Below are 15,470 nucleotides of genomic sequence, written 5' to 3'. Positions count from 1 at the left end.
TTGACTTGCTTTGGAAGTTGTACGTCTTGGCATTGTCTTTACATGAGGGAAGAATCGTTCGTTCCGCCCCCTACAAATTTGAGCGCCGTATTCAGCAGCAGCAGGGCCACGATCATAATCACGATCAGGATCGTACAGTAAGCGCTGGCTACGCCGATTCGGCCCGTCTCCACCTGGCTTAGAATCGATGCCGTGATCAGGTTGAATTTGGCCGAGATGAGGAAGATGACAGCGCTCATCGCGGTCATGCTTTTCACAAATCCGTAGACCAGCCCGCTGAAAAAGGCCGGCTTAATGAGCGGCAGCACGACGCTCGTAAACGTCTTGGACTGGCTGGCGCCAAGGTCGGTCGCCGCTTCCTCGATCGACGGGTCGATCTGCTGGAGCGAGGCGATACCCGACCGGATCCCGACCGGAATCGCCCGGACGACGAACGCGGCGATAATGATGGCGGCCGTGCCTGTGAGCGCAAGCGGCGCCTTGTTGAAAGACAGAACATATGAAATACCGATAACCGTTCCCGGAACGGCGAGCAAGAGCATGCTGACCATTTCCAACACTCTTTTGCCGAAAAATTGCTTGCGTACGATCAGGAACGCGATGATCATGCCTAGCAATCCGGCGATCGGCGTAGCGATGATCGACAGAGTCAGCGTGTCGCGCATCGCTTTCTGTCCGATCGAGAATACATATTTATAGTGATCGAGCGTAAAGCTGTTGTTGATGCCCCATAATTTGATGAACGAGCCGATCGGCACCAGCACGTAGAAAGCGATAACCGCAAGGGACAAGATGAAGCAAGCGCCGAACAGAATATTTTTGCCGACTCCTTTTTCGATCATCTTGCGTCCGTGCGTCGGTTTCCCCGTCACGGTAACGTAGCTTTTCTTGCCGACCCAAAACTTCTGCAGGACGTATACGATAAAGGTGATCATCAGCAGCATCATGGCGAGCGAGGCGCCGGCTTGCATATCGTAGCTGCCGACCGCTTGCAAATAGATCTCGCGCGCGACGGTCGTATAGTTGCCGCCGATCGTCATCGGGTTGCCGAAATCGGCCAGCGATTGCACGAACACGAGCAAGAAAGCGTTGGCGATGCCGGGAACCGACAACGGAAGCGTGACCGTCAGAAACGTTTTTAATTTGCCCGCTCCCATGTTGGAGCTGGCTTCTTCCAGCGAAGGGCTGATCGAACGGAGCAAGCCGGCCAAGGTGAGAAACGCGACCGGAAAGTATGTCAGCGTCTGAACGAGCACCAATCCGTGCAGTCCGTAGATGTCGGCATTCGTCATTCCCAGCAGATGCTTGGTAATAAAACCTTGCTTGCCGAACAATAAAATGGCCGATAACGAGATGACGAACGGCGGCGATATGACCGGCAAGATAGCGATTCCGTTAAACAGCTTTTTGAAGGGAACCTTTACGTAAGCGAACGTATAGGCGAACAGGTATGCGATAACGGTCGACAGCGTCCCAACGATGAAGGCGAGAAGCAGCGAGTTGCGCAGCGCTTCGAACAGCCGGCCTCCCGAGAACACTCTGCGGTAGCCGCCGAGATCCAATTGTCCGTTTGTTGTGATAAAGCTCGTCTTTAAAATTTGGAATAATGGATAGACGATAAAAACACACAAACTAAGCATAACGAGCACGATACAAAGCATAAGCAGCGGATCGCGCGATATTTTGGAGCGTTTCATTCCGTATCTCCTTTCAAGTGATGTATCGATTTCCTCCATTCTCATCGTAGCGGATACGCTTACAAAGGGACAGTCCAACGTTTTGCCGCTTCTGGCGGCAGAAAAACGTGCGCAATTGGCGAGTTTGGGCGTTGCCTCTTTACAGGATGACGCAAAAGGTTTACCATTTATGAAAGCGGTTTACTTACGGAAGGGTGAGACAACAATGCTGACAAGCCGCCAACAACAAATGCTGTTGCAACTGATTGAAGAAGATTCCTATATATCCGCTAACAGATTTGGGCAGGAATACGGCATTTCTCCGCGAACCGTTCGCCACGATCTGCTCATGCTGGAAGAATGGCTGCGCGATTACGGCGTCAGCCTGGAACGCGACCGCAAGCTGGGCGTCAGAATTGAACTCGAACCGGAGCAATGGGAACATATCGATAAGGAACTGGCGCGCAGACCCGAATATGTGGACGGAAAGCTGCGCGTCCTCTTAATGCTGAAACGGCTGCTTGCGGAAACGAAGCTGCGGACCGAAGACGTGCTTGATGAGTTCAAGATTAGCCGCAACACGTTGCTGCTTGACATTGCGGAAGCGAAGGCATGGCTGGCGGAACGGGGGCTTGAGCTGGTGCGGGAACGCGGCTGGATGAAAATCGGCGGCAGCGAGCGCTGCCAAAGGAATGCTTATCTGGAACTGCTCCGGACGGAAATGACGGATGAGAAAATATTGCAGTTCGTGCTGGACGGCGCGGCGCCGCTTGGCAACCAGCCCTGGAATTCATGGTTTCGCACCGAGGACGCGCATTTTCTGTTCGATGCCGTCAAACGGCTGGAACGGCGCTTGTCCATCGAATTTTCCGATGCAGGCTGCTCGGCTCTGATCTTGCATTTGCTAATGGCGATGGAGCGTCTCAAGGGAAATCATGCGATTCTAATGGACCGCGAACTGCTGCTGGAACTGCAGGACACAGAGGAGTTCGGCGTCGTGCGCGATACGCTGGCCGGACAAGTCGGGCGTTACTTTGGCGTCGAGATGCCGCTGGAGGAGATCGGGTATATTACGCAGCATGTGCTTGGGGCGCAGAAGAAGAGCGGGCAGTCGGCCGGCGATTCGCAATATGTGCAACTGGCCAAGCGCATCGTCATCGGCGTCGAGCGCGAGCTCGGACATCCGTTGCAGCGAATGGAGCAAATCGTGCAGGGGCTTGCCGTCCATTTGAAGCCGGCGATTTATCGTTCGAAGTTCGGGCTGCATACCAAGAATCCGCTCATAGAACAACTGGAGCAAGAATACGGCGCGCTGCTCGGCATTCTCGAGCGGGTAGCGGCCGAAGAGATGAAGCCGTTTGACGTTTCGCTCGACCGGGATGAAATCGGCTATATTGTCATGCATATCGGCAGCGGCCTGAACCAACGGACCGTCGCCCGGAAGAAGCGGGTGGCGATCGTCTGCAGCTCCGGTCTCGGCACGTCTTCGATTCTCCACAGACGGATGGACGCGCTCTTCCCCCATGTAGATGTTGTGGGAGAATATTCGTACCAGGATGCGAAGCATATTACCGTATTCGACGCGGACGCGATTCTGACGATGATCGACATCGGCCATGCCGTACCGGTGCCTTGGCTGAAAGTGTCGCCGCTGCTGCCGGAAGAAGACCGGGAGCGGGTGGCGGCTTTTCTCGGCGTCGCGCCTCCGGCGCGGCAGGTCGAGGCCGAAACGATTCAGACGGTGAACCGTATTCTGCGTATTACGGAGAAGTACGCCCAAATTACCGATCGCGGCAAATTGCTGGAAGAATTGCTGCAAATGTTCCAAGGCAGCCCGAAGTTTCTGCAGGGGCGGGAACTGACCGCGCTGCTGCCCGTTCATTCCATTCGGCTCCAACTGCGCGAAACGGATTGGGAGACGGCTGTTCGTCTGGGAAACAGGCTGCTGTGCGAACGGGGATTGACCGGATTGCAATATGAGGAGAAACTCGTCGACATGGTACGGTCGCAGCAGCATCATTTCATTATCCACGAAGGCATCGCTTTCCCGCACGCCTCGATGCTGGACGGCGTCTGGGATACCGGCTTCAGCCTGCTGACGTTCCGCGAACCGCTGCCGTTCGGGCCTGCGCGGCAGCCGGTCTGGCTCATCGTCACCCTGGCCGCGGCCGACAAGGAGCAGCATGTCAAGGCGTTGTCCACGCTGCTCGCTGCGTTGAACGACGAGGCGTTCATGATGCGGCTGAAAGAGACGGCGAGCGCGGAAGAAGTATGGAACGGATTGAGACAGAGGGAGGGCCTATGAACACGATTGTTGTCGTATGCTCGAGCGGCCTTGGGACGAGCTTGATGATTCGTATGAACCTAGTTTCCCTGTTGCAGGAATACGGCATTGCGGCGCATATCGAGCAATGCGACTCTTCATCCGTCAATATGTACGACGCCGAGCTGGTCATCGGCGCAAGACAAGTCGTCGAAGCTTTACCGCTTCGTCCGGGCCTTCGAACGATTGCGCTCGACAGCATTACGGATAAGGAACATTTAAGGCAGCGGCTCGCGTCGAGCGGTTGGTTTGACAGGCGGGCAGGGGAAGACGTGATCGAAGAATGAATTTGACGCAAACGATCAACAAAGGACTGTTCGGGGAACCGGCGTTTCTGCTGGGGATGATCGCCCTGATCGGCTTGCTGCTTCAGCGGCAAAAGCCCGTACGGGTCGTCGGGGGAACGGTAAAAACGATGCTCGGCTACACGTTGCTGCAAATCGGCGCCTCGGCGGCCGGTTCCTCGCTGTCGAACCTGTCGGCGATTATTCAGAACGGGTTTCAGATTATCGGTATTATTCCGCATAACGAGACGATTACGGCCCTGGCTCAGATCAACTACGGACAGGAAATCGCCTTTATTATGCTGATCGGCATGGCGATGCATCTCGCCATCGCGAGATGGACGAGCTGCAAATATATATTTTTGACGGGCCATCATATTTTGTTCATGGCTTCGATGCTGGCGAGCATACTATCGGCCTTCCCTTTGCGCCATTGGGAACAATACGCGATCGGCGGCTGTGTGCTGGCTTTAACCATGTCGTTCGGTCCGGCCCTCGCCCAGCCGTTCGTGCGCCGAACAGTGGGCAGCGGCGACTTTGCGATCGGCCATTTCAACAGCGTCGGATTCGCGGTGACGGGATTGATCGCCTTCCTGTTCAAGTCCAAGACGGAAAAACCGGTCCCGGAGACGTTCAAGAAGATGCAGCCTTTCTTCCAAGACAATATGATCGTCATCGCCGTGTTCACGTTTATTCTGTTCCTGTCCTCCAGCTTGTTCGCAACTTCCAGATCGATCAGCGAAATATTCGCAGGCCGCAATTTATTGATCGTATCCGTCATCCAATCGATATGGTTTGCCGGGGGCGTATATATAATTTTGCACGGGGTGCGCATGATGCTGTCGGAGATTATTCCCGCATTCCAGGGGATCGCGCAGCGGCTCGTACCCGGTTCCATTCCGGCGCTCGATTGCCCGGTGCTGTTTACGTATGCGCCTGTGGCGGCAATACTGGGGTTTTTGCTGAGTTTTGCCGGGGGCCTTGCGGCCATGCTGCTGACGTTGAACGTACAATATACCGTCATTATTCCCGGCATCATCCCGCATTTTTTCTCCGGAGGAGCTTCGGGCGTCATCGCGTATAAAATCGGGGGCAGGAGAGGGCTTGTCGTCGCGACGTTGTGCCACGGGTTTCTGATTACGATGCTGCCTCTCTTTCTGACGCCGTTGCTATCGGGGCTCGGCTTTATACGCGCTACGTTCGCCGACAGCGATTATTCGGTAGTCGGCATTATCGTTCACGATATTATCGAGGTTTTGTTGCGTTAAGAGTTCCATCTATACATGAAACCTGCCGGACGCATGCCGCCGGCAGGTTTTTGCGTGAGCCTTACTTTTTCACTTCGTTGTTCCATTTGTCGATCAGGCTTTGCCGCATCTTGCCGGCCTCGGCCAGATCGTAATCGATCAGGTTGAGTTTGGAGAAATCGATGCCTTTCTCCGGCTGTTTCGCATCCGGATTCGTCAACGTTTGGTAGCTGCCCGTACGTTGTCCCACTTCCTGAGCGTCTTTGTCGAGCGCCCAATCGATGAATTTTTTGGCCAATTCCTGATTTTTGCTGTTCTTGATCATGGCAATGGCGCCCGTTTCATAACCTGTTCCGTCTTCCGGGAAAGACAGCTCGAGCGAATCGAAGCCTTCCTCTTGGTATTTCACGATATCATGCGCGAATAGGACGCTGACGGCCGCTTCGCCCATGCCGACCATTCTGCCCGTAGCCGTTCCGCTCGTCGTATATTGCGAAACTTGGCTGTGCAGCTGCTTGAGATAATCGAATCCTTGCTCTTCGCCTCCCATTACTTTCAGAATCGTGTACATAATCGTATAGGCGGTGCTGGAGGAGCTTGGATCTCCCATAACGACATTTCCTTTGTAAACCGGGTTCAACAAGTCTTCCCATTTCGTCGGCGGCTGCAAATTATGCTCTTTCAGAAAGTCCTTGTTGGACGCGAATCCGACCGCTCCGACGTAGATGCCGGTCCAGTATCCGTCCGGATCCTTATACTTGGCGTCGATTTTATCCGCTACCGGCGATGTGTAAGGCTCCAGCAGGCCGTCCCCCTGCGCCGTCAGGAACGTATCGGCCGCACCGCCGTACCAAATGTCGGCTTGCGGATTGTCTTTCTCCGCCCGGATTTTGGCGAGAATTTCGCCGCCGGACATCCGGATCATCTCCGCCTCGATGCCGGTATCTTGCGTAAATTGCTTCATCGCTTCAATCGCATGGTCTTCTTGGAAACCGACATACACCGTCAATTTGCCTTTCGGCTTATCGTCCGTTTGGCCCGAAGATTCGTTCTGCGTTCCCGAAGACGAATCCCCCGTTCCGCCCGCCGACTGCGACCCGCCGCCGCATGCGGTAAGCAGAGCCGTAACCATGGCGAAGATCGTAAGTGCGCTGAACCATTTTTTCATCGTTCGTAACTTCCCCCTTCTGGTGACTTCTTAATTCGTTTCAGTACCATCTTAATGGTTGCGCTTTCAGTTCACCAGTCCAACTTCCTGCCGTTTCATGCGGCAAAAAATAGAGCATCTTTGTCCGTACATCGCTATGCCGCCGGCAAGGGAGCCGCCATTCCAGAAAGCTTTCCTTGAATTTGAGCCGCCGCAAACTTACAATAATCAACGAAGCGCGGCCTTGCCGCCGAGACTTGATATCGTAATCAACCAGAGGAGAATACAAATGTGGATCAAGCGCAGTTTATTTGCGAAATTGCTTGTCGGAATGCTGCTGGCCTCTATCATTCCTTTTTCTTTATCCAACATCGTTTCGCATCGGACGACATCGAAATGGGTCGAACAGGAAGTCATTTCCCTTAATCGGCAATCGATGGATTTAAGCATGGAAAATATTAAACGTTACTTGCAAGAGTTACGAGTCGTTTCCGCGTCCTATTATCAGGACAACGAGCTTATGAACAATTTGCGCAGAACGGAAGCGACGCCTCTCCTGCTCATTCAAATTACCGACCAGTTGAACAAGCTGTATGCGAGCCGTTCCGAGATGCGCGCCGTTCGCTATATCAGCGCCATGAACCATCACACATACACCCGTCTTGGCGACGGAAGATTCGGGGCGGACCGAGGCAATGCCGACATCGATTTGCCGGCATCCCCGGAAGCATGGGATGAAGCGAACGAATTCGAAGCGACGGAGCTTGGCAACGAGCGGGTGTTGGCCCTGCATCGGTTGCTTGTCGATTATCCCGAATCTACCGTGTTGGGATTGACATCGCTTTATGTCGGGATGGACGAGCTGGCGAGATTGATGGAGTCTTTATCCAAGCCGGATAAAGGAGAGGCAACCTTTTTATACATCCAGGACGATTTGAGGCTGTTATGGGCTTCGGAAGAGGAAGATGCCGGCACGGTTGCGATGACCGAGCCGGATTTCGGGCAGAAGGGCGGATTTGCGACCGGAGAGTTCAAGGACAAGCCCGGGATCTTTATTTATACGAGAGACCAATTTAAAGAGATCCCGCTCACGATGGTGAAATTCGTCCCGAAGGATACGATTAACGAATCGGCAGACAAGACGTTGAATCGGATGCTGATCGTTCAATTGGTCGCCATCGCGTTCGTTATCTTGTTCGCCTCGATTTTATCTTTCATGACCATTGCCCCGATCAAGCGGCTTTTGCGATCGATCAGCAAGGTTCAGTCCGGCAACTTCGACGTGGAGCCGGCAGGGGGAAACAAAGATGAATTGGGCGTGTTGGAGCAGCGGTTTCAGACGATGGTCCGCAATTTGGACGATTTTGTCGACCGGGAATACCGCAGCCAATTGGAATTGTCCACAGCTCGTTTGAAAATGCTTCAAGCCCAAATCAATCCGCATTTTTTATACAATACGCTGCAATCGATCGGCACGTTGGCTTTGCGTCACGGAGTCGAGGAAATAAGCGATAAAATCGCCGAATTGGGCTCCATTCTTCGTTACAGTATGGATTTGAAGACGGAAAACGTGCCTTTATACAAGGAAATTCAGCATGTGGAGCATTATTTGTCATTGCAGATCGGCAGATTCAAAAATAAACTATCTTACACGCTATCCTGTCCGGACGAAGCGCTCGGCTTGATCGTACCGAAGATGATTCTGCAGCCGTTGGTGGAGAACAGCATCATTCACGGGATCGAGAAGGGGAGCGGGAAAGGCGATTTGCATATCGGAATCGAGTTGAACGGAAGCGAGCTTTGCCTGCGTATTATCGACAACGGCAAAGGCTTCGAACCGGCGACGATCGCGCGAATCGAACAGGAATACGCGAGCCGCCAAGCGCCCGGCCGGCGAAAAGGCGGGATCGGGCTGGCGAATGTGCTGCAGCGATTGCGCATTTGTTACGGTTCGGCTTTTGTATGGGGAATACAAAGCCGTCCCTATGAATCAACGATCATTACTCTTCAGTTTCCGGTGCATGATCAACAACAGGGAGGAGACCAATCGTGAAAGTATTGTTGGTAGACGACGAAGAGCATGTAAGAGAAGGAATTACCTTGGCGGTCGATTGGCGGAAATTCGGCGTTACTGAAGTATTGGAAGCGGAAGACGGGCGGCAGGCGTTGGCGCTTGCCCGCGAGCATAAACCTGCGGTAATGTTCTGCGACATGAACATGCCCGGCATGGATGGGGTAGCGCTGCTCCGATCGCTGCGCCGGGAAAGCTTGAAGACGCAAGTGATCGTCGTAAGCGGGTACGATCATTTTGCTTATACGCATGCGGCGCTGATGGCCAAAGGGGTCGATTATTTGCTGAAGCCTTTTCGCAAAAAGGATTTGGAGCAAGCTTTGACAAGGGCGGTCACCGCCTGGAGGGAGCAGGAAAGCAGCGAAGAGGAAGAGATCCATGCAGGTTACCGGATACGTCAAGCGGAAGACTTGTTGGACGAGCATAAGCTGGCCGGCTATTTGAAAGGGGAATTCGCTTTTCATGAAGGGATACGCCATATTTTCGCGAGGAGGGGGCTTCCCGCAGGTTCCGTAACGGCGGCGATGCTGCTGCCATCCAACCGTTCGGATATTCAATACCGGCGTTTTCAAGGCGATGTCGAACTGTTTGCGTTCGCCTTGCATAATATCGCCCATGAGGTTTTGGAGCCGTACAACCCTTATTACTTATGCAGACTGGACGATGAGCAGTGGGTACTTTTAACCTTTTGGGGCTCGTCCGGCATGATGCCGTCCAAACAAAAATTTTATATCGAGAAATTAGCCCAATGCTGGTTGGATACGTTGGGACTGAAGATGCTGATCGGGATTCACGAGGGGGAGGCCGGCGCGGAGACGCTGCCGCAGGCGATCGCCGGCGCGCGCGCGGCGCTCTTGATGTGCGACGTCATATCGGGCGTCCCGCAACATAAAGACGATGCGACGAAATTGCCGAGCTTGGCGGAACGCCGGATTTTCCTGGAGACCGCATTGCAGAGAAAGGATAAGGCGTACGTCGCCGAGATTGTCCGGTCCTTTGCGCAGGAGCTGAAGGATCGGGGAACATTGCGGTTGAAAGATCTGCAGGGCTATACCTATGAAGCGAATCTGCTTTTGGAAAAGGCGTACCGCGATCGGCCGTCGGACAACAATGCCGCCGTTTCGTTTATGCCGTTATGGATCGCGGATATCGACGAATGGCAGCGGCTGTTCGCCGAAGCATGGTGCTCGCTGATCGACCGCAGCGGCGGCGGGTTCCCGATCCGCAGCATCGAAGCGATCCATGAATATATAACCCTCCATTTTCAGGAGGATATATCCTTGGCGATGCTATCCCGGAAATTCAATTTCAATCCGTGGTATATCGCGCGCAAGTTCAAGGAGACGTACGGCACGACCATCATTACCTATTTGACGGAGCTTAGGGTAGAACGCGCCAAATCGCTCCTCGTCGGCACGAATATTTCCGTGTCGGAGATGGCCGGGCTGCTCGGTTATACGGATGAAAATTATTTCGGCAAAGTATTCAAGAAACAGACAGGCCTATCTCCGCTTCAATTCCGGAAAGAAAACAGGCATGTCTAAGCCGCTCCTCGCCTTTGAACCGAAGAAGTCCCGATATTCCCTTTTTGGGTCAATATATTCTCTGCCGTCAACCTCTGGCAGTCTATTAGAATAAAGAGCATAGGAAACATAATCAACGAAAACTACAGGGGGAACGAGTTGTGAAGAAAAAGTTATTCGCGATGCTCACGGTTTTCACGATGCTTGGCGCGCTTGTAGCGGGCTGCGGCGGCGGCACCGAGAAAAACGCCGACGTTAAGGAAGCCGCGGGGGACAACGGCGGGGAGAAAGTAACGATCAAGCTGCTCCAAAACAAAATCGAAATTACGGATAAAGTAAAGGCGATGGTCGAGGACTATATGGCCGAGAACCCGAATGTGATCATCGAAGCGCAAGTCGTCAAAGATTATAATACGATTCTGAAAACGCGCTTCGCTTCCGGGGACGAGCCCGATATTTTTTATTCGAACGGATACAGCATCATGGAATCCTGGTCGGAAAATTTGCTTGACCTGTCCAATGAACCGTGGATGGAGAAAGCCTCTCCGTTATCGATCGAGGGCATGACGGTAGACGGCAAAAAGCTGGGCTTCCCGCTTGCTTTCGAAGGTTTCGGCGTCATCTATAACAAGGATTTGTTCGCGCAGGCGGGCATTGAGCAATTGCCTGCCACGTTTACGGAACTGAAAGAAACGGCCGAGAAGCTGAAAGCGGCCGGCATCGAGCCTTACACGGAAGCTTATCAGGAATCCTTCCCGTTATACCATTTGTTCAATTTGCCGTTCGCCTATGAGAGCGACCCGGCCGCATCCTTGGACAAATTGAAAAACGGCGAGATGAAAATCGGCGACCTGAAATATATCGACAATTTCTTCGACGTACTGGGACTTGGAGCCGATTACGGAAAAGGTCTCGAATCGTTAGGCGTCAACTACGATAACCAAATTTCCAACTTCGCCACGGGCAAAACGGCGATGATGCATCAAGGCGTTTGGACGATCGATCCGATCCAGAAAGTCAATCCCGATTTGAATATGGGGATGTTCGCTCTTCCGCTTACCGACAATCCGGAAGAAACGAGAATGCCGGTTTCGGTACCCGGATACTATGTTGTGAACAAAAATTCCAAACATGTCGACGAAGTGTTGAAGTTTTTGGAATGGCTTCATCAGAACGGGCAGAAATATATTGTAGATTCCTTTAAATTTATTCCTGCTTTCACCGATTTGCAAACGACTCCGGAACTTGGTCCGCTCGCAATGGATATGTCCGCTTATGTCGAGAACGGAAAAACCGTTCCTTGGGCGTTTAGCGCATGGCCGGTCGGCATCAAGGAAGATTCGCCTAAAATTTTGCAGGCATATATCGGAGGCCAAACGAACAAAGAACAGACGCTTCAAGAATTGCAAAACGCTTGGGACCTTCGGGTAAAAAAATAAAGTCATTGGCAGGTTCCTGGTTGACAATTAACGGCCAGGAACCTTTTACATTCCTATAACTGTAAATGAAAGGAGAGAATGACGTGAAGTCGAAAACAAGACAATATTTGGTCTATTCCGTTTTCGTAGCTCCGGCCGTGCTGTTTTTCTGCTTGATTATTCTGCTTCCGTTCGTACGAGGCGTCATTTATTCGTTTCAAGATTGGAACGGGATCAGCAGCAACGTTGGCTGGGCGGGTCTGGACAACTATCGCATGTTGTTCGAAGACCGCTACTTCTGGAAATCATTCGGATTTACCATTAAGTATGTCGCCGTCACGGCGATCCTGTTTAACATTTTCGGGTTCCTCATCGCTTTGGCTTTAAACGTAGCGCTCAAAACGAAAAACTTGCTGCGCACCGGCTTTTTCTTGCCGCATGTCATCGGAGGCGTCATCATCGGGTTTATTTGGCAATTTATCATTGTCCAGCTCTTCGGGGAAATCGGCCAAATGACCGGCTGGGCCTTATTTCAGAAAAACTGGCTCAGCTTGCCCGGTCCGGCGTTCTGGTCCATCGTCATCGTCGCGGTATGGCATTCGGCCGGTTACTACATGATCATTTACTTGGCGGCGCTGCAAGGGGTGCCGAAGGATTTGCTGGAAGCGGCGGAAATCGACGGCGCCGGACGGCTGCGCCGATTGTGGAATGTTGTCGTGCCGATGATCCGCCCGGCCATGACCGTATGCGTATTTTTGGCGATTTCCAGCAGCTTTAAAGCGTTCGATCTGAACTTTTCTTTGACGAAAGGCGGTCCGTTCGGGTCGACGGAGTCGCTCGCTTTGCAAATTTATACCGATGCGTTCATGAAAAACCTGTTTACTTACGCATCGACGAAAGCCGTTTTCTTCTTCGTCATTCTGGCGTCGATTACATTGATTCAAACGGCGGTTATGAAACGCAAGGAGGTGGAAATGTGAAGCAGCATCGTTACGGCGCGGGGAAATTCCTGCTGGAACTAATCATGATCGTATTGGCGCTTCTCTTTCTTTTTCCGATCTACATTACCTTTATAAGCGGATTTAAATCGTTTAGCGAAATTATCGAATCGGCATTGGCGCTCCCGAGCAAGTTTCAATTCGATAACTTTATCACCGTATGGAAACAGCTCGATTTCTTGAAGGTGTTCACCAACTCATTGCTCGTTACGGTCGTGTCCGTCATTCTGATCTTGCTGATCAGTTCGGCTGCCGCTTATCAATTGGTAAGGCGTCCGGGCGTTGTAAGCCAAATTATTTTTTTCGCTATCCTGTCTTCGCTGGTCATTCCGTTTCAAACGCTGATGATTCCGCTCGTCAAGGTGGCGAAAGATATGAGCCTGATCGATTCCTTGTACGGCTTGATTCTTATGTATTGCGGGTTCGGCTTGCCTTTGGCCGTCTTTTTATACCACGGCTTTATCAAATCGGTGCCGCATGAGCTCGAAGAGGCGGCCCATATCGACGGAAGCGGGCCATTCGGCGTCTATTTCCGCATTCTGCTCCCGCTCTTGAAGCCGATCACGACGACGATCGCCATCCTGCATACATTATGGATTTGGAACGACTTCTTGTTGCCGTTGATCACTTTGACCTCGGAGAAGAATAAAACGATTCCGCTGGCGTCGTCGGTATATTTCGGCGAGTACAATAACGAATATCATCTGGCTATGGCTGCGATGACGCTGGCCATTATTCCGATGGTCATCTTCTTTCTGCTCATGCAGAAGCATATTATCGCAGGGATTACATCCGGTGCGGTAAAGGGTTAGGAAGAAACGGACGAAAGGACGAATCACGATGAGAGTTGTCATTTTGGGAGATTTCCATTTGCATTCCGACCAATACGACGCGACGCGATCGGCAATGGAGGATATCGCAAATTGCAATCCGGATTTGGTTATACCGCTGGGAGACTTCGGCAGTCAGGGGATGATCGGGCGGATCGAAGGCCTTGAAGAAGCGTTCGAATTTTTGAAGCAAACGGGAGCGCCGTTAAGGCCGATCCTCGGCAATCACGATTTGGAACTGGAATCGGGCAACGGCGTTCAGGCAAAAGGCACGGTTCAGCGGCGTTTTATGGAGATGTTCGATCTGGACAAGCCTTACGGGGTGCTGGAATACGACGATTTCCGCTTCTTCTTCGCTTCCACCGAACCGCAAATGCCGAATTCTTGTTACGACGTGCAGGAATGCTTCGTATCCGACGAACAATTCGATTGGTTGGCGCGGAAATTGAAGGAGCGTCCGAACGTGCCGGTCGTCTTCTTTACGCATGCTCCGCCGATCGGATGCGGGCTGCGTACGGTGCCGAAAGTGCATGTGCGTTCGACGAACGCTTATTTGGATCAAAATCACCAACCGCATCGCTGGCATGAATTAGTTAAAAATACGCCGGAAATCGTCATGTGGTTCTCGGCCCATTATCATCTGAGCCATATTCATACGGATTCGCATACGTACCGGCACGGCACTCATTTCTTTATTACCGGAGTGCACGGGCCGACGTTCACGCGCGACGGAGGACGGCAATCGAGAATTTTGGATATCGATGCCAATGCGGTGCGAGTGCTAACCTTGGATCATACGAAGCGCGCGATCACGGACGAAGGCGGGTGGGAGCATGCCGGCAATGCGAAAGAGCTGATTGCTCCGACCGAAGTTTCGCTCGCTCCCGTTCATTCCTGTTCGGTAGGCGAGGAGCCGGCCATTCGGAACGGTATCGTGCCGCTGTCTTCCAAACGGTATTTGGTTTCGACAGAGGACGGTTTTACGTGGGAGGCGGAGCCGGAAACCGAGTCCGTACTCGGTACGCTTCATATCGGCGCGCCTTTGAAAGGGATTGCCGTGACGCCGGGCCATGTATGGATGGCTTGGGACCGTTTCGTCGGCCGGACGGATCTCCGCAGCCCATGGCGGTTCGTCCGCGATGCGGATGGAGCATGGCCGTTCGAGAAAGTGCGGTTCGAGAGCGAAGCGACCGCGATGGCGGAACGCGATTCCGGGGGAATCTGGGCGGCGGTCGGCACGGAGCTTTGGAGCATTGACGATTCGTCCGGTCCCGGCAAGCTGACGATCGAGCGGACTGCGGCATTGCCGGAATCATGTTTGCAACTGTACGCGGAAGGAACGAAATTATGGATGCTTGCCCATTCGGGCACATTGTACCGTTACGACGACGAGACGCGCGGATTCGTATCGGAGCATACAGGCGTTGCGGCATGGGATGCCTGGCGGGATCAGGAAGCGGCGATCGTGAAAGAGAACGGAGATTTGTCTATCGTTTCGACGGACGGATGCAATCGTTATGTCCTTCCTTTGATGGGTTTGCACCCGGAAGGGGACGAGGGGAACATGCAGATCGTCTGTCTCGGCAATCACCGCATCGCGTTTCTGATTGGCGGGCAAGCTTACTTTGCCGCAGTAAACGAACGAATATTGCGCAAGTTCGATACGGCGGAAGGACGGGCGGTCGCCATTACGCGTTCGTATCCTGACGGAGACGCCTGGATTTGCTCTTCGATCGCCATCGCTATGAACGCGGTCAATGAGGCAAAGCGCCCGAAGCTTCAAGTATGGCGCATCGAGACGAACCGGGAGCGCCTGTAGCTACGTTCTTGGCGATGACGAACCGGTATAGACCAAGCCGGTTAACAGGGACGGATTCGAGGACATCATGTCAGACAATACCGCTCCAGCGGAAAATGGATAGGCAGCCGTTGAAGGACCTTTAAATCAGCAAG

11 protein-coding genes are annotated in these 15,470 nt (G+C 52.9%); 9 read left to right on the top strand and 2 right to left on the bottom strand.

The genetic code is table 11. The features are described from left to right. Positions 1-38: 38 nt before the first annotated feature. Positions 39-1,697 carry an iron ABC transporter permease gene (locus tag LQ229_RS02865; RefSeq protein WP_216537432.1) on the bottom strand — a complete coding sequence of 553 codons (1,659 nt, stop codon included), beginning with the start codon at positions 1,695-1,697 and terminating at the stop codon, positions 39-41. 205 nt (positions 1,698-1,902) lie between these two features. Here LQ229_RS02865 and LQ229_RS02860 point away from each other — a divergent pair, with 205 nt between their 5' ends. From LQ229_RS02860 to LQ229_RS02850, 3 genes are read left to right on the top strand one after another with little or no spacing between them, the layout of a single operon-like run. After that, positions 1,903-3,981, top strand: coding sequence for a BglG family transcription antiterminator (locus tag LQ229_RS02860; RefSeq protein ID WP_230190906.1), 2,079 nt, complete (start codon positions 1,903-1,905; stop codon positions 3,979-3,981). After that, a complete protein-coding gene (locus tag LQ229_RS02855; RefSeq protein WP_216537434.1) occupies positions 3,978-4,286 on the top strand; it encodes a PTS sugar transporter subunit IIB in 309 nt (102 codons plus the stop codon). The genes LQ229_RS02860 and LQ229_RS02855 overlap by 4 nt, the downstream gene beginning before the upstream one ends. Next, positions 4,283-5,551, top strand: a complete 1,269-nt coding sequence (locus LQ229_RS02850; RefSeq protein ID WP_216537435.1) for a PTS ascorbate transporter subunit IIC — start codon at positions 4,283-4,285, stop codon at positions 5,549-5,551. The genes LQ229_RS02855 and LQ229_RS02850 overlap by 4 nt, the downstream gene beginning before the upstream one ends. A gap of 61 nt (positions 5,552-5,612) precedes the next feature. Here the strand turns inward: LQ229_RS02850 and LQ229_RS02845 are convergent, their stop codons facing one another. Continuing rightward, on the bottom strand, positions 5,613-6,698 hold the full coding sequence (locus LQ229_RS02845) for an ABC transporter substrate-binding protein (RefSeq protein ID WP_230190905.1): 1,086 nt from the start codon (positions 6,696-6,698) through the stop codon (positions 5,613-5,615). 268 nt (positions 6,699-6,966) lie between these two features. On the opposite strand from LQ229_RS02845, the gene LQ229_RS02840 reads away from it, so the two are divergent. From LQ229_RS02840 to LQ229_RS02815, 6 genes are all read left to right on the top strand, one after another. After that, on the top strand, positions 6,967-8,730 hold the full coding sequence (locus LQ229_RS02840) for a sensor histidine kinase (RefSeq protein WP_216537436.1): 1,764 nt from the start codon (positions 6,967-6,969) through the stop codon (positions 8,728-8,730). Beyond that, the gene (locus tag LQ229_RS02835; protein ID WP_230190904.1) at positions 8,727-10,292 is read left to right on the top strand and encodes a response regulator; all 1,566 of its coding nucleotides are present in this window, start codon (positions 8,727-8,729) and stop codon (positions 10,290-10,292) included. The genes LQ229_RS02840 and LQ229_RS02835 overlap by 4 nt, the downstream gene beginning before the upstream one ends. 140 nt (positions 10,293-10,432) lie before the next feature. Further along, positions 10,433-11,710, top strand: coding sequence for an ABC transporter substrate-binding protein (locus LQ229_RS02830; RefSeq protein WP_230190903.1), 1,278 nt, complete (start codon positions 10,433-10,435; stop codon positions 11,708-11,710). 65 nt (positions 11,711-11,775) lie between these two features. Then, positions 11,776-12,669, top strand: a complete 894-nt coding sequence (locus LQ229_RS02825; protein ID WP_216537439.1) for a sugar ABC transporter permease — start codon at positions 11,776-11,778, stop codon at positions 12,667-12,669. Beyond that, positions 12,666-13,499, top strand: coding sequence for a carbohydrate ABC transporter permease (locus LQ229_RS02820; protein ID WP_356709398.1), 834 nt, complete (start codon positions 12,666-12,668; stop codon positions 13,497-13,499). Before LQ229_RS02825 ends, LQ229_RS02820 begins: the two co-directional genes overlap by 4 nt. Before the next feature lie 28 nt (positions 13,500-13,527). Then, a complete protein-coding gene (locus tag LQ229_RS02815; protein WP_216537440.1) occupies positions 13,528-15,336 on the top strand; it encodes a metallophosphoesterase in 1,809 nt (602 codons plus the stop codon). Positions 15,337-15,470 lie beyond the last annotated feature (134 nt).

It is taken from the genome of Paenibacillus sp. CECT 9249 (assembly GCF_918697855.1).
Classification (GTDB): Bacteria; Bacillota; Bacilli; order Paenibacillales; family Paenibacillaceae; genus MSJ-34.
Note: the sequence above shows the minus strand (reverse complement) of the source record. Positions and strands in the feature narration are given on the sequence as shown.